Annotated in this window: 16 protein-coding genes and 1 pseudogene; 5 read left to right on the top strand and 12 right to left on the bottom strand. The window is 74.0% G+C overall.

Features of this window, described 5'->3' with window-relative positions; translation table 11 throughout:
• Window positions 1-25: 25 nt before the first annotated feature.
• From C6376_RS21390 to infC, 5 genes are all read right to left on the bottom strand, one after another.
• Entirely contained in the window at window positions 26-1,141 is a 1,116-nt protein-coding gene (locus C6376_RS21390) for an ATP-binding protein (RefSeq protein ID WP_107444908.1), read from the bottom strand.
• A gap of 47 nt (window positions 1,142-1,188) precedes the next feature.
• A complete protein-coding gene (locus tag C6376_RS21385; protein WP_107449092.1) occupies window positions 1,189-2,040 on the bottom strand; it encodes an RNA methyltransferase in 852 nt (283 codons plus the stop codon).
• A gap of 209 nt (window positions 2,041-2,249) precedes the next feature.
• Entirely contained in the window at window positions 2,250-2,633 is a 384-nt protein-coding gene (gene rplT, locus C6376_RS21380; RefSeq protein ID WP_057580434.1) for a 50S ribosomal protein L20, read from the bottom strand.
• A gap of 96 nt (window positions 2,634-2,729) precedes the next feature.
• A complete protein-coding gene (gene rpmI / locus C6376_RS21375; protein WP_003977225.1) occupies window positions 2,730-2,924 on the bottom strand; it encodes a 50S ribosomal protein L35 in 195 nt (64 codons plus the stop codon).
• 107 nt (window positions 2,925-3,031) lie between these two features.
• The gene (gene infC, locus C6376_RS21370; protein WP_079041356.1) at window positions 3,032-3,733 is read right to left on the bottom strand and encodes a translation initiation factor IF-3; all 702 of its coding nucleotides are present in this window, start codon (window positions 3,731-3,733) and stop codon (window positions 3,032-3,034) included.
• Between the two features lie 384 nt (window positions 3,734-4,117).
• Here infC and C6376_RS21360 point away from each other — a divergent pair, with 384 nt between their 5' ends.
• Entirely contained in the window at window positions 4,118-4,486 is a 369-nt protein-coding gene (locus C6376_RS21360) for a DUF1844 domain-containing protein (protein ID WP_107444907.1), read from the top strand.
• 212 nt (window positions 4,487-4,698) lie between these two features.
• On the opposite strand, the gene C6376_RS21355 is transcribed toward C6376_RS21360, so the two are convergent.
• Window positions 4,699-5,430 (bottom strand): SseB family protein, encoded by a 732-nt coding sequence (locus tag C6376_RS21355; protein WP_107449091.1) that lies wholly within the window; start codon window positions 5,428-5,430, stop codon window positions 4,699-4,701.
• 149 nt (window positions 5,431-5,579) lie between these two features.
• On the opposite strand from C6376_RS21355, the pseudogene C6376_RS21350 reads away from it, so the two are divergent.
• A pseudogene (locus tag C6376_RS21350) lies at window positions 5,580-6,612 on the top strand (serine hydrolase).
• 68 nt (window positions 6,613-6,680) lie between these two features.
• Here C6376_RS21350 and mycP read toward each other — a convergent pair.
• Both mycP and C6376_RS45340 read right to left on the bottom strand, forming a co-directional pair.
• The gene (gene mycP, locus C6376_RS21345) at window positions 6,681-7,880 is read right to left on the bottom strand and encodes a type VII secretion-associated serine protease mycosin (RefSeq protein ID WP_107444906.1); all 1,200 of its coding nucleotides are present in this window, start codon (window positions 7,878-7,880) and stop codon (window positions 6,681-6,683) included.
• Entirely contained in the window at window positions 7,877-10,135 is a 2,259-nt protein-coding gene (locus tag C6376_RS45340) for a hypothetical protein (RefSeq protein WP_254076004.1), read from the bottom strand. Before C6376_RS45340 ends, mycP begins: the two co-directional genes overlap by 4 nt.
• Window positions 10,136-10,414: 279 nt before the next feature.
• Between C6376_RS45340 and C6376_RS21330 the strand changes: the two genes are divergently transcribed.
• The gene (locus C6376_RS21330; protein WP_107444904.1) at window positions 10,415-11,617 is read left to right on the top strand and encodes an amino acid deaminase/aldolase; all 1,203 of its coding nucleotides are present in this window, start codon (window positions 10,415-10,417) and stop codon (window positions 11,615-11,617) included.
• A gap of 24 nt (window positions 11,618-11,641) precedes the next feature.
• Here C6376_RS21330 and C6376_RS21325 read toward each other — a convergent pair whose 3' ends face one another.
• Genes C6376_RS21325 through C6376_RS21315 form a run of 3 tightly spaced genes read right to left on the bottom strand, consistent with a single transcriptional unit; the run spans window position 11,642 to window position 15,209 of the window.
• Complete coding sequence (locus C6376_RS21325; RefSeq protein ID WP_107449089.1) at window positions 11,642-12,424, bottom strand: 3-oxoacyl-ACP reductase; 783 nt, start codon at window positions 12,422-12,424, stop codon at window positions 11,642-11,644.
• Between the two features lie 14 nt (window positions 12,425-12,438).
• The gene (locus C6376_RS21320; RefSeq protein WP_107444903.1) at window positions 12,439-13,827 is read right to left on the bottom strand and encodes an aldehyde dehydrogenase; all 1,389 of its coding nucleotides are present in this window, start codon (window positions 13,825-13,827) and stop codon (window positions 12,439-12,441) included.
• Between the two features lie 11 nt (window positions 13,828-13,838).
• Window positions 13,839-15,209 carry a glutamine synthetase family protein gene (locus tag C6376_RS21315; protein WP_107444902.1) on the bottom strand — a complete coding sequence of 457 codons (1,371 nt, stop codon included), beginning with the start codon at window positions 15,207-15,209 and terminating at the stop codon, window positions 13,839-13,841.
• Between the two features lie 105 nt (window positions 15,210-15,314).
• Here C6376_RS21315 and C6376_RS21310 point away from each other — a divergent pair, with 105 nt between their 5' ends.
• On the top strand, window positions 15,315-16,049 hold the full coding sequence (locus tag C6376_RS21310) for a FadR/GntR family transcriptional regulator (RefSeq protein WP_107444901.1): 735 nt from the start codon (window positions 15,315-15,317) through the stop codon (window positions 16,047-16,049).
• A 62-nt stretch (window positions 16,050-16,111) separates the two neighbouring features.
• Window positions 16,112-16,855 carry a gamma-glutamyl-gamma-aminobutyrate hydrolase family protein gene (locus C6376_RS21305; protein WP_107444900.1) on the top strand — a complete coding sequence of 248 codons (744 nt, stop codon included), beginning with the start codon at window positions 16,112-16,114 and terminating at the stop codon, window positions 16,853-16,855.
• Window positions 16,856-17,023: 168 nt separating this feature from the next.
• Here C6376_RS21305 and C6376_RS21300 read toward each other — a convergent pair whose 3' ends face one another.
• Window positions 17,024-17,968 (bottom strand): LysR family transcriptional regulator, encoded by a 945-nt coding sequence (locus C6376_RS21300; protein WP_107444899.1) that lies wholly within the window; start codon window positions 17,966-17,968, stop codon window positions 17,024-17,026.
• Between the last annotated feature and the right edge of the window lie 42 nt (window positions 17,969-18,010).

The following is an 18,010-nucleotide window of genomic DNA, read 5'->3' as shown; positions in this document are numbered from 1 at the left end:
GCGCCCGCGGGCCGCCCGGCCGTTCTCAGGTGAGATACGCCGGAGTGCTCACGGGCAACGTAAATCGGAACTCCGCGCCGCCGCCCGGGGCGCGGCCGACGGTGATGACGCCGCCGTGGGCTTCGACGATGCCCTTGACGATGTACAGCCCGAGGCCCGTGCCGCCGCGCTTGCTGCCCCGCCAGAAGCGGGTGAACACGCGGTTCATGGAGTCCTCCGGGATGCCTGCGCCCTCGTCGCTCACGGTGACCGCGGTACCGGTTTCCTCCCCCTCACGGGGAGACGCGGCGGGCGTGACGTCAATGGTGACGGTTCCCTCGCCGTGGCGCACCGCATTTTCGATGAGGTTGCTGAGGACCTGGTCGACCTTGTCGGGGTCGGCCCACAGGGCGGGCAGCGGTTGTTCGAGGCGCAACAGGAACCGGTCGGCGGGCTGTCCGGCGGCCACGTACGCCTGGATGTGCCGACCCACGGCGGCGCCCATGTCGACGGGCTGGCGGCGCACCTCCAGCCGCCCCGAGTCGATGCGCGAGATGTCCAGCAGTTCGGCGATGAGACGGGTGACCCGGTCGGCGTCGGCGTCGACGGTCTCCAGCATCAGCCGTTTCTGGTCGTCGGTGAACCGCGACCACTTGGCGAGCAGGGTGGCGGTGAACCCCTTGACCGAGGTGAGGGGTGAGCGCAGTTCGTGGGCGACGGTGGCGATCAGCTCGGCGTGGCTGCGTTCGGTGCGGCGGCGGGCCTCGGTGTCGCGGATCGAGACGACGACCCGGCGGACGGGTCCGGTGGGTCCGGTGCGGACGTAGCGCACCGAGACGAGCACCTCGCGTCCGCCCGGCAGCAGCAGGTTGCGCTCGGGCTGGCCGACGCGGATGGCGAGGCCGCCGTAGGGGTCGGTGAGCTGCCACCAGCGGCGGCCTTCGAGGTCCTCCAGCGGCAGGGCCGCCTCGAGGCGCTGTCCGAGGGCGTCCGCGGCGGCGACGGCGGTGATGCGCTGGGCGGCGGCGTTGAAGCAGACGACGTGCCCGTGCTCGTCGGCGACCACGAGCCCGTCGGGCAGGTCGTCGGGGTCCACGCCGAGTTCGGCCAGGTCACCGGCGGGTCGAGCCGCTCCCGGTGCGCTGTTCGTGCCGACACTCATCCCCGTACCCCACCTCCCAGACGAGGATCCCCGAGCACGCCACCCTACTAGCTGTCGGTGACGGAGCGGCACCCTCCGAAGGCGCGCTGTGCACGGGCCGATGCGTAGAGACATACGGCGGCGGCGGTCGCGAGGTTCAGGCTCTCCGCCCTTCCGTGGATCGGAACCCGCACGACGGCGTCCGCGAGGGCCCGCGTCTCCTCCGGCAGGCCCCACGCCTCGTTGCCGAAGACCCAGGCGGTGGGCCCGCCCATGGTGCGCCGGTCGAGCTCGTCGTCGAGGTCGTGGTCGCCGGCGCCGTCGGCGGCGAGGACGCGCACCCCGGCCGCCTTCAGTCCGGCCACGGCCTGTTCGACGGGGACGCCGACGGCGACGGGCAGGTGGAAGAGGGAGCCGACGGAGGCCCGGACGGCCTTGGGGTTGTACAGGTCGACGGACGCGTCGGTGAGGACGACGGCGTCGGCGCCGGCGGCGTCGGCGCAGCGCAGGACGGTGCCGGCGTTGCCGGGGTCGCGCACATGGGCCAGGACGGCGACGAGCCGGGGCCGGGCGGCGAGGATCTCCTCGAAGGGCGTGTCGACGAACCGGCAGACGCCCACGAGCCCCTGCGGGGTGACGGTCGTGGAGATCTCCGCGATGACCTGCTCGTCGGCGAGGTGGACGCGGGCGCCGGCCGTCCTTGCCTCCCCCACGATGTCGGCGTACCGCTCCGCGGCCTCGACGGTGGCGAACAGTTCGACCAGCGTCTCCTTGCCGTACCCCGCCGCCTCCCGCACGGCCTGCGGCCCCTCGGCAAGGAACAGCCGCTCCTTCCCCCGGAAGTTCCGCCGGGCAAGCCGCCGGGCGGCGGCCACCCGGGGGGAACGGGGGGAGATCAGCTCGGGGTTGGCGGGGGGCATGTTCACCTTCGCTACTCAATTGGCTTTCGGCCGGCGCGAGTGGTCCGACCTGGGGGGCGCGGGGAACTGCGCGACCGGCCACCGGCGGCCCGCATCCGAACGGAGGGAAGCTGCGGTCGACCCACGCCTCAGCGGGCCGCAGCAGCAAAGGACCCGCAGGCTGGAACCTGCGGGTCCTTCGGTCACGTCCGGCCTGGGCCAGCGCGGTGTCACGCGGCCTTGGGCGCGTTCACGTCCGCGGGGAGGGCCTTCTGCGCGACCTCGACCAGCGCGGCGAACGCGGTGGCGTCGTTGACGGCCAGCTCGGCCAGGATCTTGCGGTCGACCTCGATGTTCGCGGCCTTCAGACCCTGGATGAGGCGGTTGTACGTCATGCCGTTCTGGCGGGCCGCAGCGTTGATGCGCTGGATCCACAGCTGACGGAAGTCGCCCTTGCGCTTCTTGCGGTCGTTGTAGTTGTAGACCAGCGAGTGGGTGACCTGCTCCTTGGCCTTGCGGTACAGGCGCGAACGCTGACCGCGGTAGCCGGAGGCCGCCTCGAGGATCGCCCGGCGCTTCTTGTGGGCGTTGACTGCCCGCTTGACGCGTGCCACTTGTTAACTCCTTGTAGCGGGGCCGCGGTTGGACTCACACGACCCGGAAACGATTGGGTCCCGGTCAGGGATCAGGCGCGATGGTTGCGCCTGACGTCACTTGCCGAGAAGCTTCTTGATCTTCGCGGCGTCGCCCGGGGCCATCTCGGCGTTGCCGGTGAGGCGACGCGTCACGCGGGACGACTTGTGCTCGAGCAGGTGGCGCTTGCCGGCGCGCTCACGGAGCACCTTGCCGGAGCCGGTGATCTTGAAGCGCTTACTGGCACCGCTGTGCGACTTGTTCTTCGGCATAGCGCCGTTCTCTCCTCGTCGGTGGCGTTCCGGTGCCCGGTCGTGAAACCGGGCACGGTGGAACGTCGCTTGTATCGGATACGCCCTCAGGGCTCGCGCCCCGTGGATCACGCCTCGGCGGAAGCCTCGGCAGGGGCCTCGACGTCTGCTTCGACGTCTGCCTCGGCGTTCACGGCGTCGGCGTCCGCGGCGTTCTGCGAACGGCCCGGGTTGGCCTTCGCTTCGGCCTTGCGGGCCTCCTGCGCCTGACGGGCCTCGGCCATGGCCTCGGTCTTCTTCTTGTGCGGACCGAGGACCATGATCATGTTGCGGCCGTCCTGCTTCGGGTTCGACTCGATGAACCCGAGGTCCTGGACGTCCTCCGCGAGACGCTGCAGCAGTCGGTACCCCAGTTCGGGGCGGGACTGCTCGCGGCCGCGGAACATGATCGTGATCTTGACCTTGTCGCCCTGCTTGAGGAACCGGACGACGTGACCCTTTTTGGTGTCGTAGTCGTGCGGGTCGATCTTCGGCCGGAGCTTCATTTCCTTGATGACCGTGTGCGCCTGGTTCTTGCGCGCCTCACGGGCCTTCATGGCCGACTCGTACTTGAACTTCCCGTAGTCCATGAGCTTGCAGACCGGCGGGCGTGCGCTCGCCGCCACCTCGACCAGGTCGAGGTCGTACTCCTGCGCAAGCTCCAGTGCCTTGGCAAGCGGCACGATGCCGACCTGCTCGCCACTGGGACCGACAAGTCGCACTTCGGGAACGCGAATCCGGTCGTTGATGCGGGGCTCGGTGCTGATGGATCCTCCTCGGTAGCACCACACGGCAGTCTGGCGGACAGCCACGTAACGTCTGTGTTCGATATGTTTTCAACCACGTCGACGCACAAAAAATGCCCCGAACGATCACATGCGGGGCTCCAAGCACTACCGGAGCACCGCCGCGAGGATCGCGGGGCGCACTACCGGGCGATTCCATCGTCCGTACGGAACGATGGGGACCGCCTGACCGGGGTGACCCGCCGTCCTCGGGGAACGATCGGGTGGGAGTTCGGAGCCTCCACTTGTGGGCCGGGTCCGCCTGCTGGATGGCACGCGTGTCCGACCGGTCGTTACACGAGATTAGCAGCTCGGGCAGGCGGGCGCTAATCAGCCGCCGCCCGCCTCCTGCTGTCAAGAGGGCGTGCGGCGGGTCCTATCGTGTGGGGCATGAGTGACACCTCCCCCGGCGATGCGGCCGGCTCCCCCGACTTCGACGAGATGACCCGCGACATCGCCGAGGTCCCCGCCGTCGAGGTGATCGTGACGGTCGCCGTGAACCTGATGAGCGCCGCAGCCGTGAAACTCGGGCTGACCGAGGAGGGCGACACCTACAAGGACCTGGACGAGGCCCGCAAGCTGGTCACCGCGCTCGCCGGGCTGCTGGACGCGAGCACGACCGAGATCAGCTCCTTCCACGCCGCGCCGCTGCGCGACGGCCTGAAGTCGCTGCAGCTGGCGTTCCGCGAGGCGTCGGTCGTGCCGGACGAGCCGGGGCAGGGCCCGGGCGAGAAGTACACGGGCCCGGTCTACGGCTGAGCCGCAGACCGTCCGGGCACGGACGGGCCGGCCTCCGGAACACCAGGGGCGCGGAGCGCTCTGTCCGCGCGGACCTCGCGCAGGCGGACGGCTCGTGCGGGGACGACTCCGTGCAGCGACGGCTCCTGCGCGGACGGCTCGTCGGCGAACGGCCCGTCGGTGGACCGCTCCTCCCGGACGGCTCCTCGGCGGACGGGTCATCCGCAGACGGGTCATCCGCGGACGTACAGGGGCTCGCCCGAAGGCGTGGAACCGGCCGGCAGCAGTGCCAGGTCGAGGCCTCGCACCAGGCGGGCCCTCAGCGTCTCGTCGGCGGCCAGCCGCCGGGCCACCGCCCGGGCGGCCTCGGCCGGATCGGCCGACGGGTCGAGGACGAGGGCGAGGATGCCGTCCGCCCCGCCCGGCCCGAGATGGGCGCGGACGACCTCCGGTCCGGCGGCGACGGCGGCCCGGACCGCGGCGACGACCGCCGGGTCGTCGAGCGGGTCGGTGGAGGTGCGGCCCTCGGCGAGCGCCAGGAGCGCCGGTCCGGTCAGCTCGAAGGGCACCGGTCCGGCCAGGTCGAGGACGAGCGTGTCCGCCTTCTCGTGCGCGACCGCCCGCAGCGCCTGGTGCAGGGGGACGGCCACCGGGCGGGCCCCGGGGTCCCAGCGGGCGAGGGTGTCGGTGGAGGTGAAGGCGGGCAGGGCGGTGCGGGAGCCGGCCTTCAGGGTCGGCACGGCCATGTCGCTGGTCTTCTCGCGGCGCAGCCCGTTCTCGTCCTCCTCCACCTCGCCCAGAACGGCCACCACGGGCACCAGGAGCCGGGCGCCCCTGAGGGCCTCCAGCACCGGTCCCACGGCGGTGCGGTCCTCGGCCCAGGCGGCCAGCGCCGCGCTCAGTCGCGGGTCGGCGGAGCCGTCGTCGTCGGAGAAGCCGGGGTCGGGAATGTTCTTGTTCGCCACGGTCGTCGACCCTATCGGGGGGATGCCGTCGCCCTCGTGCCGGGCCGGGAACGCGGGGGTGACCGCTTTCACGGGATTCCCGGTCTCCGCTGAGCCGGCTCTCGCGTCCGCCCGACGATCCACACGGTGCCGCCTCCGGCATCGCGGGCATGGACTCCTCCGGAGCACGTCGCCGTCGCCGCGCTCGCCCCTCCCGGCGTCGTCCGTTGCTCGCGGGTCGCGCTCGCCGCGGCAGCCGTCCTCGGGGCGACGGCGGGCGGGACCGTCCGTGTGAAGACGCAGGCGCACCCGCGCACCGGAGCCGTATCGTCGTGCACTGCGACGACGCCGTCCGTCCCGGCGTCCGGACCGGGAGACGGAGAGGGGGCCCTGACGGTGCCGGAGGAGGACTACGACGCGGTGCTGGCGTCGGCGATGGCGTCGGTGACCGTGCCGGGCGAGGCCGCAGTGTCCGTGGCGGTGCTCGCCGTGGACTCCGGGGCCGCCGCCGTGTACGGCGGGGGCGCCTTCGACACGGCGAGCATCGTGAAGGTGGACATCCTGGCGGCTCTGCTGCTGCAGGCGCAGGACGCGGACCGTCATCTCACCGCGGCCGAGAAGACGCACGCCGTCGCGATGATCGAGAACAGCGACAACGACTCGGCGTCGGCACTGTGGCGGACCATCGGGAAGGCCGAAGGACTCGACGCGGCGAACGAGCGGTTCGGGATGACGGACACCGCGGGCGGCGAGGGCATGCTGTGGGGACTGACGCAGACCACGGCCGCCGACCAACTCACTCTGCTGCAGCAGGTGTTCGGTGACACGTCGGAACTGGGCCAGGCGTCGCGGACGTATCTGCGGGGCCTGATGGGGCGGATCGCCGTGGGCCAGCGGTGGGGCGTCTCGGCCGCGGCCGACGGCTCCTCGTGGGCGCTGAAGAACGGCTGGCTGCCCCGCAGCACGACCGGACTGTGGGACGTCGACAGCATCGGCCGGGTGACCGCCGACGGCCGCGACTACCTGGTGTCCGTGCTGTCGAACGGCAACGCGACGCAGGCCGCGGGGATCTCCCTGGTGGAGACGGTGGCGAGGACGGCGGTGGCGGTCGTCGCGGGCGGCGACGCCGCGGGACCGACGTCCCGGTCGTCGCCGACGGCCTCGGCGCCGGCCGTGTCCGACTCCTCTTCCGCGGCCGGGTAGCCGTGCCGGGGGGTGTGCCGGGGCCGCGGCGGCGGGTGGCGCCGCTCCGGCCGGCGGACGGCGTCCGGCTAGACGACGGCCTCGTAGGGCTCGTTCGGGTCGCGCTCGCGGCGGCCGCGCCACAGCAGGACCGCCGTCACCAGCAGCACGCCTCCGGCGCCGCCCGCGAGCAGCCCTGCCCAGCTCGACGTGGCGTGGTCCGTCCTCGGCTCGTCCGGTCCGGAGCCGAAGTACCGCTCGCCGTAGGCCGCGGACTGCAGGCCCGCGGGTTCGAGGCGGCCGGCGGTCCTGATCGCTGCGGCCGGGTCGATGAAGCCGTAGCCGCGGGAGTCGTCGCGGCCGCCGTTCGGGGCGTTGCGGGCGGTGTCCTCCAGGAGCTTCTTGATCTGCGCGGGGGTCAGACCGGGATGGGCGGCCTTGACGAGCGCCACCGCCCCGGAGACGAACGCGGAGGCCGCGCTGGTCCCCCAGCCCTGGTAGTACTTGTGGTCCGGGTCGGCGATGACGACGTCGACGCCGGGAGCGCTGACCGTGGCGTACCAGCGGCGGGTGGAGAAGGACGCGCGGGTGCCGTAGCGGTCGACGGCGGTCGCGGCGATGACGCCCGGGTAGGCGGCCGGGTACGAGATGTGGTCGCCCTTCTCGCCGCCGTTGCCGGCGGAGGCGACGACGACCGAGCCCTTCTTCAGCGCGTACTGGACGGCCTCGTCCTCGGCGGGTTCGGGATGCGCGGAGGCGGAGTCGTCGCCCAGGGAGAGGTTGATGACGTCGGCGCCCTGGTCGGCGGCCCAGCGGATGCCCTCGGCGAGGGCGTTGCCGCGGGTGTTGCGGGCCTTGGCGCGCTGCGGGTCGCCGTCCTCGAGGATCACGCGGACGGGGAGGATCTTCGCCTCCGGCGCGATGCCGAGCACTCCGTCGTCGTCGCCGTAGCCGTGTCCGTGACCGGCGATGATGCTGGCCATGGCGGTGCCGTGACGGGCCCAGGCGCGGTCGCCGGGCGCGGCGCCGAAGCCGACCAGGTCCTTGCCGGTGAGGACGTTGCCGGCGAGGTCGGGGTGGTCGGCCTCGACGCCGGTGTCCAGGACGGCGACCGTGACGCCCTTGCCCTTGGTGGTCTGCCAGGCCTGCTCGGTGTGCAGGGCGGTCAGGGCCCACTGCTGGGCGCGGATGCCGTCGGCGTGGGCCTGGGCGGCCGGCAGGAACGCGACGGAGCAGGCGAGCAGGCAACTGAGGAGTCCGGCCCGGCGGGCGGTGGTGCGTCGGCTCATGAGGGCTGCTCCGAGGACGGCGTGACGACGGTCTTGCGCAGACCGCGTTCGATGCGGTCGGCGAGGCCCTGTGCCTCGTTGCCGAGTCCCGCCTGGGCGGGGGCGGTCGTGGCGCCGGTCGCGGTGGCCGCGGGCGCGGGCTGCGGGGTGTCCACGGTGCGGCCGTCGGCCCAGCCGGAGACTGCGTAGACGACGACCGGCGCGTCCGTCAGGACGGAGATCGTCCACGCGGCGCGCTGTCTGTCGCCGAACGCGGCGGCCACGGTGCCCTTCGCGGCGTACGGACGGGGCATCAGATCGGCCCGCTTCGCCAGGCCCTCCTTGGTGACGCGGGCGTCGAGGGAGCGCATGGCGGGTGCGTCGGCCGTGGTGAACAGCAGGCCGACGGTGGTCACATAGCTCTGGGTGGCGTCGGTGTAGGTCGCTCGCAGCAGCCGCTCACAGCCGACCGGGGCGAGGACCTTCAGCAGCAGCGGGTCGAAGGCGTCGGCGCAGCCGCCGTCCGGGGCGACGGCGATCCGCGTCCAGGCGCGGTCGGCGCCGCCGGGACCGGCGCCCTGCCCGTCCACCGTGGGCGGGAACAGCTGGTCGACGGGGACGTTGTGCCACAGGCCGCCGGCGGTGACGTAGGCGCTGCGATCGGCGTCGTCCCCCGAGCCGCCGACGAGCCAACTGCCGGTCAGGGCACCGCCGATGAGGCCGAGCCCGAGAACGGCGCAGGCCGCGGCCGCGGCGGTGCGTCCCCGTTTGCCGAGGATCCAGGGGGTGTCTCGGTATCCCTCGGGCCGCCCGAACGTCACCACGGGCCGCCGTGCGCCGTGGCCGCCGCCCGGGGACATCGGAGCGCTCCAGGAGAGCGACGGGTCGGGTCCGCCCGCCGCGTCGGGGGCGGCCTCGGGCCGCCGCGGAGCCTCCGGCGCGGAGGACGAGGGGGGCCCGGGCGGGGCGGGGGGCGCGGCCGGGTGCGGCGCGGCGAAGTCGGGTTGCCGCAGGGCCGCGGCGGGACTCCACGCCGGTCCGTCGTCCGGCTGCGCGGCCTTCGGGAAGCCGCCGCGCGTGCCGGTGCCGGCCGCCTCGGGCGCGGGCACCCAGTCACGGGGCAGCGGCGTCCAGGCGCGGTCGGACGTGTGCACGCTCGCGGCGCCGGCGGCGGAACGGGTGCCCTCGGGACCTGCGGGGCGCGGGTCGTCCCGGTCGGCTGGGGCGGAGGCGGGGCGTGGACCCTGCTGGTCCGAGGCGCGCCGGGCGTCGCGGTCGGCCGGGCGCGCGGGAGCCGGCGGGGTGGTCCGGGAGGCGTCGTCCGGCCCGGTGGACCGAGGGGCCGGGTCGAAGGGCCGGAACGGGTCCGTGCCGACGGTACGGCCGGCGGCCGGACGGGACGCCCGGCCGGCCGCGTCCGGTCCGTCGACGGGGGCGGCGGGAGTGGTACCCGCGGCCGGGGAACGCGGGGGCTCACCGCCCGTGGGGGGCCGAGTCCCCCCGGACGTGGGACGCGGGGGCTCGGCGACCGCGGGGCCGGGGGCGTCCGGGTTCGCGGGGCGGGGGGCCGGGGCGGTGGGGCGGAAGAAGCCCGTGGTGAAAGGACGTGAGGCGGCCGCGTCGGTGGTGTTCCGGCCGTCCGCGGGGCGGGGCGCGGGCCTCGCCGGGCGTACGGCGCGGCGGAAGTCGTGGGGCGGGGCGGGACGCGGGACGGCGGGCGGGCGCTCGTCGGTCGGCGCGGGTACCGCGGTGTCGTCACCCCGCGGGGGCCGCGCGGGGCGGATCGGCGAGGGCGGGGTGTCCGGGAAGCGGGCCGACGCGGGGGGCGGGGGCGGGGTCATGGCGTCCGTGTGCGGGGCCCGCAGGGTGGTGAAGCGGGGGCCGGGGGGCGCGGTGTCCGCTGAGGCGGGCACGCCGCCCTCCTCCGCCGTGCCGGTGTCCTGGGCGGCCGGCGCCCCGGGGCCGGACGCCGCCCGGTGCGCGGACTGCTGCCGTGCGGCCGGGTCGGGCGTCGCGCGTGGCGCGGCTTCGCGTTCCGCACGGTCGGGTGCCGGGCGGTGCGGGGGCTCCTGCGCCGGCCGGCCGGGGCCGGTGGGGCGGGCGGTCCTCGCGCGGACGGTCGCTGGGTCCGCCGCGTCGGGGGCGTCCGCCGGGGCGGGGGCGGGGGCGGGCGGCTGGGCCGGGCGGGGCGGGGCGCTCGGGCGCGGCGGGACGCCGGGGTGGGGAGGCACGTCCGGGTGCGGGGGGACCGAGGCGCGGCGTGCTTCCGTGCTCATGCGCCCCCCGTTTCCTCGTCCCCGGGCCGTCGTTCTCGTACGCGGGCCGTCGATCCGTGCCCTGGCGAGCCGACGCGACCCGGTCGCCGTCGCGGACAGGCATACCCGCGCGGGCGGACCGGCATCCCGGCGCGACTGTCCGGCCGGAGCCGTTCCTCCGTACGTGCGCGTCACTCTACGGCTTGTCGCCGGTCGAACGGGAACCGGTCCGAGGCGCCCGGGGCATTAGCCCGGAACGTCCCCCTACCCTGCGGTAATCCTGTCTGGCAGGCTTCCTTCATGACTGCGCGCGCCGCCGACCGGGCCCGGTACGACCGGGCCACCGCCCATCTCGACGCCCCGCTCGCCCTTGTGGACCTGGACTCCTTCGACGCGAACGCCGAGGATTTGGTCCGCCGGGCCGGCGGCAAGCCGATCCGGGTCGCGAGCAAGTCCGTGCGCTGCCGGACGCTGCTGGAACGCGTCCTGGCGAAGGACGGCTTCGCGGGGATCATGTCGTTCACCCTCGCCGAGTCGCTGTGGCTGGCCCGCTCGGGTTTCGAGGACATCCTCCTCGCGTACCCGTCGGCCGACCGCGGCGCCTACGCCGAGTTGGCCGCCGATCCCAAGCTCGCCGCCGCCGTCACCGTCATGGTCGACGATGTCGCGCAGCTCGACCTCATCGACGCGGCACGGGCCGGCGGCAGTGAAGTCATCCGCGTCTGCCTGGAGTTGGACACCTCGCTGAAGCTGCTCGGCGGCCGGTTCCGGGTAGGCGCCCTGCGCTCGCCGCTGCACTCCCCCGCCCAGGTCGCCGACGTGGCGCGGGCGGTGGCCCGGCGGCCCGGCTTCCGGCTGGTGGGGATCATGGCGTACGAGGGGCATATCGCCGGGGTCGGCGACGCCGTCGCCGGACGGCCCCTGCGGTCCCGGGCGATCCGGCTGATGCAGGCCACCGCCCGCCGGGAGATCGCCGAGCGGCGGGCGGCCGTGGTGCGCGCGGTGCGGGCCGTCGTGCCGGACCTGGAGTACGTCAACGGCGGCGGCACCGGCAGTGTGCAGCACACCGCCGCGGAGGACGCGGTCACCGAGATCGCGGCCGGGTCCGGGCTGTACGTGCCGCGGCTCTTCGACAACTACACGTCGTTCAGCGGGCGTCCGGCCGCGCTGTTCGCCCTGCCCGTCGTGCGCAGGCCCGGCGTCGGGGTGGTGACCGTCCTCGGCGGCGGCTACCCGGCCTCGGGGGCGGCCGGGCCCGACCGGCTCCCGGTGCCGTACCTCCCCGAGGGCCTGCGTTACGACCCCCAGGAGGGCCCCGGCGAGGTGCAGACGCCGCTGCTCGGCTCCCCCGCCGACGATCTGCTGATCGGCGACAAGGTGTGGTTCCGGCACGCGAAGGCAGGCGAGCTGTGCGAACGGTTCGACGTGCTGCATCTCGTGGAGGGGGACGCCGTGACGGCGACCGTGCCGACCTACCGGGGCGAGGGTCACACGTTCCTCTGACCGACGCCCCGGGCCGCCGGGGTCCTACAGGGGGGTCACGTAGGCCCCGGAGATCCCGCCGTCCACCAGGAAGTCGGTGGCGTTGACGAACGAGGAGTCGTCGCTGGCCAGGAAGGCGACGGCGGCGGCGATCTCCTCGGCCTCGGCGAACCGGCCGACGGGGATGTGGACGAGGCGGCGGGCGGCCCGCTCGGGGTCCTTGGCGAACAGCTCCTGCAGCAGCGGGGTGTTGACCGGCCCGGGGCACAGGGCGTTCACGCGGATGCCCTCCCGGGCGAACTGCACGCCGAGTTCGCGGGACATGGCGAGGACGCCGCCCTTGGACGCCGTGTACGAGATCTGCGAGGTCGCCGCGCCCATCCGCGCCACGAAGGACGCCGTGTTGATGATCGAGCCGCGACCCTGTCGGCGCATGTAGGGGATGGCGGCCTTGCAGCACAGGTAGACGGAGGTCAGGTTGACCTCCTGGACGCGCTTCCAGGCCTCCAGGCCGGTCTCCAGGATGGAGTCGTCGTCGGGCGGGGAGATGCCCGCGTTGTTGAAGGCGACGTCCACGCTGCCGTACGTGTCGTAGGCCGCCCGGAACAGCGCCTCGACCTGCTCGGGGTCGGTGACGTCGACCTTCACGAAGATTCCGCCGACCTCCTCGGCGGCCGCCTTGCCGCGGGTCTCGTCGACGTCGCCGCAGACGACGTGCGCGCCCTCGGAGGCGAGCCGGCGCGCCGCGGCGAGGCCGATGCCGCTGCCGGCGCCGGTGACGACGGCCGTGCGGCCGACCAGGCGGCGGCAGATGTTCTCGTCGGGCAGGGGGGTGGATGACGTCACTGTGCGGGGCCCTCCGTGCTGATGAAGACGTTCTTGGTTTCGGTGAAGGCGGTCAGGGCGTCCGGGCCCAGCTCACGGCCGACGCCGGACTGCTTGTAGCCGCCGAACGGGGTCCAGTAGCGGACGCTGGAGTGGGAGTTGACGGACAGGTTCCCGGCGCGCACGGCCCGCGAGACGCGCAGCGCCCGGCCGACGTCGCGGGTCCAGACGGAGCCGGAGAGGCCGTAGGGGGTGTCGTTGGCGAGCCGGACCGCGTCCGCCTCGTCGGTGAAGGGCAGCAGCACGGCGACGGGTCCGAAGATTTCCTCGCGGGCGGCCGCGGAGTCGGGCCGTTCGCCGGTGAGCACGGTCGGCGGGAACCAGAATCCGGGGCCGTCGGGGGCGCTGCCGCGCAGTGCCTGCGCGCCGTCCGGCACGAACGACCGTACGCGGTCCACCTGCTGACGGGAGATCAGCGGTCCCATCCGACTCGCCTCGTCGGCCGGGTCGCCCACCACCACGGCGGCCAGCTCCCGTGCCAGGTGGTCGGCGACCTCGTCGTACACCGACTGCTGGACGAGGATCCGGGTGCGGGCGCAGCAGTCCTGGCCGGAGTTGTCGAGGAAGGAGTACGGGTCGACGGCGGTCCCCAGGTCGGCGTCGGCGAACACGATGTTCGGGCTCTTGCCGCCGAGCTCCAGGGTGACCGGCTTGACCTGCCGGGCGCAGCGCTCCATGACCTCGCGGCCGGTGCGGGTGGAGCCGGTGAACACGATCTTCGCGACGTCGGGGTGGTCGACGAGCGCCCGTCCGGCGACCGCGCCGTGGCCCGGCAGCACCTGGAAGAGATGCTCGGGCAGGCCTGCCTCCAGGGCGAGTTCGGCCAGCCGCAGGGCGGTGAGCGGGGTGGTCTCGGCGGGCTTGAGGACGACCGCGTTGCCCGCCGCGAGGGCCGGGAAGGCGCCCCACGCGGCGATCGGCATGGGGAAGTTCCAGGGGGCGATCACGCCGACCACGCCGAGCGGTTCGTGGAAGGTGACGTTCCAGCCGCCGGACACGGGGATCTGGCTGCCCAGGAGCCGTTCGACGCCGCCCGCCGCGTACAGCAGCAGGTCGCGGGCGTTGCCGGCCTCCCAGCGGGCGTTGCCGAGGAGGTGGCCGGCCTCGCGTACCTCGAGCAGCGCCAGTTCCTCGACGTGCGTGTCGACCACGTCGGCGAAGCGGCGCAGCAGCCGGGCGCGGTCGGCGGGGGCCGCCGCGGCCCAGGCGGTCTGCGCGGCGCCGGCCCGGGCGACCGCGCGGTCCACGTCGGCCGCGTCGGCGGCCGGGACGACGGCGACGACCTCCTCGGTGGCCGGGTTGAGCACGATCAGCTCGTGCGGGGACTGCTCGTGCGGGTGGGACAAGGAGGGACCTTTCACAGACGTTCGAAGGAGCGGCGCAGCTCCCAGTCGGTGACCGCGGCGTCGAAGGCGTCGAGCTCGACGCGTGCCATGTTGCGGTAGTGGGCGACGACCTCCTCGCCGAAGGCGGCCAGGGCGATCGGGCTCGCCGACCAGAGCTCGGCGGCCTCGCGGAGCGTGGTGGGGACGTGCGCGTAGTCGCCGGCGTAGGCGTTGCCCGCGCAGGCCTCGGGCAGTTCCAGCTTGTGCTCGATGCCGTACAGCCCGGCCGCGACCAGACCGGCGACGGCGAGGTGCGGGTTGACGTCGCCGCCGGGCAGGCGGTTCTCGAAGCGGGTCGACCGGCCGTGGCCGACGACGCGCAGCGCGCAGGTGCGGTTGTCGTGCCCCCAGGCGACGGCGGTCGGGGCGAAGGAGCCCGGCTGGAACCGCTTGTAGGAGTTGATGTTGGGGGCGTAGAGGAGGGAGAAGTCGCGCAGGGCGGCCAGCTGCCCGGCGAGGAAGTGCCGCATGACCTCGGACATGCCGTCCGGGTCGTCGGCCGTGCCGGCCATCACGTTCACGCCGTCCGTGTCGGTCAGCGAGAGGTGGATGTGGCAGGAGTTGCCCTCGCGCTCGTTGTACTTGGCCATGAAGGTGAGGGAGACGCCTTCCTGGGCGGCGATCTCCTTGGCGCCGGTCTTGTAGATCGCGTGCTGGTCGCAGGTGATCAGGGCCTCGTCGTAACGGAACACGATCTCGTGCTGGCCGGGGTTGCACTCGCCCTTGGCGGACTCCACGGTGAGGCCGGCGCCGGCCATCTCGTTGCGGATGCGGCGCAGCAGCGGCTCGATGCGGCCGGTGCCGAGGACCGAGTAGTCGATGTTGTACTGGTTGGCCGGGGTGAGCCCGCGGTAGTCCGCGTCCCAGGCCGCCTCGTAACTGTCCTTGAAGACGATGAACTCCAGCTCGGTGCCGACCTGGGCGGTGAAGCCGTGCTCGGCGAGGCGCTCCAGCTGGCGGCGCAGGATCTGGCGCGGGGCGGCCACCACCGGCGAGCCGTCGTTCCAGGCGAGGTCGGCGACCAGCATCGCGGTGCCGGCGTTCCAGGGCACGCGGCGCAGGGTGGCCAGGTCGGGATGCATCGCGAAGTCACCGTAGCCGCGCTCCCACGAGGACATGGCGTACCCGTCGACGGTGTTCATCTCGGTGTCTACGGCGAGGAGGTAGTTGCAGCCCTCGGTGCCGTGCCGGAGCACCTCGTCGAGGAAGAATCCGGCGGCGAACCGTTTGCCCTGGAGCCGCCCCTGCATGTCGGGGAAGGCGAGGACGACGGTGTCGATCTCACCGCTCGCCACGAGGGCGCGCAGCTCCTCGACGCCGAGCGGGGGTGTGCGGTCTGCCACGGGAAGGGCCTCCTTCGGCTTCCCCGGCTCCCTCGTCTTCTTCGGGCGGGCCGGGAGCCATAAGGTATTGCGCAGAACCATTGCTTGGGAAGGGGGCGCGGCCTGATGTCGGTGGACGCTGACGGCGGACCGGACGACCGGCTGACGCCGGTGCTGCGGCCGGTGCGGGCCGGAAACGGCTTCGAGGAGGCGCTGGAGCAGATCCTGCAGGTCGTACGGCTGGGTCTGGTACCGGGGGGCGAACGGCTGCCGGCCGAGCGGGAGCTGGCGGAACGGCTCGGGATCAGCCGGGTGACGCTGCGCGAGGTGCTGAAGGTCCTCCAGGACCAGGGGCTGGTCGAGTCCCGCCGGGGCCGGTACGGCGGAACGTTCGTGCTGCCGCGCGCGAACGCCGGCGGCGAGGACGAGCTGCGGCGGCGGATCGCGAGGACCGACGTCGAGGACGTCCTGCGGTTCCGCGAGGTGCTGGAGTCGGGCGCGGCGGGGCTGTGCGCGTCGCACGGCCTGACGGACGAGCAGGGTCGCCGGCTGCGCGAGGCCCTCGCCGCCACCGGGAACGCGCCGCCGGCCGACTACCGTCGACTCGACACGATGCTCCACCTGACCCTCGCCGAGCTGTGCGGCTCGCCCTCGCTGACGGCGCAGTACGCGGCCGTGCGGGCCACGGTGAACGACCTGCTCGACTGCATCCCGCTGCTCGTGCGCAACCTGGAACACTCGCAGCGTCAGCACACCGCGCTGGTGGAGGCGGTGCTGGACAGGGACGCGGACGGCGCGCGGGAGATCATGCGGGAGCACTGCGCGGGGACGGCGGCGCTGCTCAGGGGCTTCCTGACCTGAAGCGCGCCGGACGGTGAGCAAAGGTTCGGTGGGTGTCCATTGAAGGTCGACCGGGAGTACGTATGACGGTGACGGGTCACGGCGCGAGGTCGCCGGAGGGGCCGGGCGGGCCGGGCGGGAGACCGCTGATCGGCGTCAGCACCTATCTGGAGTCCGACACGCGCTGGCGGGTGTGGGAGATGGAGGCGGCGCTGCTGCCCGCGGCCTATCCGAGGCTCGTCCAGCGGGCCGGCGGGCTGGCCGTGATGCTTCCGCCGGACGCGCCCGAACACGCGGCGACGGTGGTGGCCCGCCTCGACGGCCTGGTCGTCGCGGGCGGCCCGGACGTCGATCCGGCCCGCTACGGGGCCGAGCGCGATCCGCGCACCGGGCCTCCGTCGCCCGAGCGGGACGCGTGGGAGCTGGCCCTGATCGGGGCGGCGCTGGCGGCGGACGTCCCGCTGCTGGGCATCTGCCGGGGCATGCAGCTGCTGAACGTCGCGCTCGGCGGCACGCTGATCCAGCACCTCGACGGGCACGCCGAGACCGAGGGCGTCTTCGGCCGCCACCCGGTCGAGCCGGTGCCGGACAGCCTGTACGGCAGGATCGCCGACGCGCAGGCCCTCGTGCCGACCTACCACCACCAGGCGGTGGACCGTCTCGGCACGGGCCTCGTGCCGTCGGCCCACGCGGCCGACGGCACCGTGGAGGCCGTCGAACTGCCCTCCGCCGGGTGGGTACTCGGGGTGCAGTGGCATCCGGAGATGGGCGAGGACCTGCGGGTCGTGCGCGCCCTCGTGACGGCCGCGTCCCGCCCCGCCGGCTGAGGCCCGCCGGCCGCGCGCACAACTTCGCCCCGGCCCGCCTCACGTCCGGTGACGGATCGCGCGACTCACGCATGGCGTCCCGTCCACCGACGTCCCGCACGCGGATGTCCCGCACCGGATGTCCTGCCCCCGGGCGCCTCGCACGCGCGCGTCACGTCGCCGCGGGCGTCAGCCTCGCGTGAGGGACAGCAGTTCGCGGGCCGGGCCGGTGGGGCGGTGACCCGTCGGCCAGACGGCCCTGAGGTCCCGGGCCAGGGAGACCCCCTCGACCGGGATGCCGACGAGCCGGCGCAGCGCCAGTTCCTCACCGACCGCGAGTTCGGAGAGGACGGCCGGCCCCGCCCCGCTCACCACGGCCGCCTTGACCGCCGTCGTCGAGGAGAGCTCGATCAGCGGGCGGGCCAGGCCGCCGAGGGCCGTGTCGAGGACCTGACGGGTCCCGGAGCCCTTCTCGCGCAGGATCAGCGGTGTCGTCGCCAGTTCGGCGGCGGGCAGCGGGCGCCGGCGGCGGGCCCACGGGTGCGCGGGCGCCACGACCACGATGAGGCGGTCGTGGGCTATCACGGCGCAGTCCAGGCCGGGCGGGAGCGTGAGGCCCTCCACGAAGCCCAGATCCGCCTCCCCGGCCAGCAGCCGCTCGGCGACGGCCGCCGAGTTGCCGGCGAGCAGCGAGACCGCGGTGTCCGGCCGGCCCGCGCGCAGCGCGAGCAGCCAGCCGGGCAGCAGATACTCGGCGATGGTCATGCTGGCCGCCACCCGCAGCCGCGAGTCGCGGCGGTCGCGCAGCGCCTGCGCGCCCGCGTCGAAGGCCTCCGCCGCCTCGACGATCCGCCGCGCCCAGTCCGTCACCAGCGCACCCGCGTCCGTCAGTCGGGAGCCACGGGGCGACCGGTCCACCAGGGCCACGCCCAACTGACGTTCCATGGACCGGATCCGGCTGCTCGCGGCCGGCTGGGTGATGCCCAGCTCGCGCGCGGCCGCGCCGAGGCTGCCCAGCCGGGCCACCGCCAGCAGCAGTTCCAACGCGCCCAGGTCCGGGACGCGGTGGGCGATCGAACCCCCGCCGCCGGGCCCCTGTTCCTGCGTGTCCCGCGCACCCGCCGCACTCCCCATAAGCCCAGTTTATGCCCCCATAGCGTCATCGTCCCTGGTGGC

Source organism: Streptomyces sp. P3 (assembly GCF_003032475.1).
GTDB lineage: Bacteria > Actinomycetota > Actinomycetes > Streptomycetales > Streptomycetaceae > Streptomyces.
Note: the sequence above shows the minus strand (reverse complement) of the source record. Positions and strands in the feature narration are given on the sequence as shown.

Bases quoted from the DNA above. Each gene is read 5' to 3' on its own strand.
- C6376_RS21390 (WP_107444908.1), bottom strand. From the start codon at position 1,141: ATGAGTGTCGGCACGAACAGCGCACCGGGAGCGGCTCGACCCGCCGGT.
- C6376_RS21385 (WP_107449092.1), bottom strand. From the start codon at position 2,040: ATGCCCCCCGCCAACCCCGAGCTGATCTCCCCCCGTTCCCCCCGGGTG.
- rpmI (WP_003977225.1), bottom strand. From the start codon at position 2,924: ATGCCGAAGAACAAGTCGCACAGCGGTGCCAGTAAGCGCTTCAAGATC.
- C6376_RS21360 (WP_107444907.1), top strand. From the start codon at position 4,118: ATGAGTGACACCTCCCCCGGCGATGCGGCCGGCTCCCCCGACTTCGAC.
- mycP (WP_107444906.1), bottom strand. From the start codon at position 7,880: ATGAGCCGACGCACCACCGCCCGCCGGGCCGGACTCCTCAGTTGCCTG.
- C6376_RS45340 (WP_254076004.1), bottom strand. From the start codon at position 10,135: ATGAGCACGGAAGCACGCCGCGCCTCGGTCCCCCCGCACCCGGACGTG.
- C6376_RS21330 (WP_107444904.1), top strand. From the start codon at position 10,415: ATGACTGCGCGCGCCGCCGACCGGGCCCGGTACGACCGGGCCACCGCC.
- C6376_RS21310 (WP_107444901.1), top strand. From the start codon at position 15,315: ATGTCGGTGGACGCTGACGGCGGACCGGACGACCGGCTGACGCCGGTG.
- C6376_RS21305 (WP_107444900.1), top strand. From the start codon at position 16,112: ATGACGGTGACGGGTCACGGCGCGAGGTCGCCGGAGGGGCCGGGCGGG.
- C6376_RS21300 (WP_107444899.1), bottom strand. From the start codon at position 17,968: ATGGGGAGTGCGGCGGGTGCGCGGGACACGCAGGAACAGGGGCCCGGC.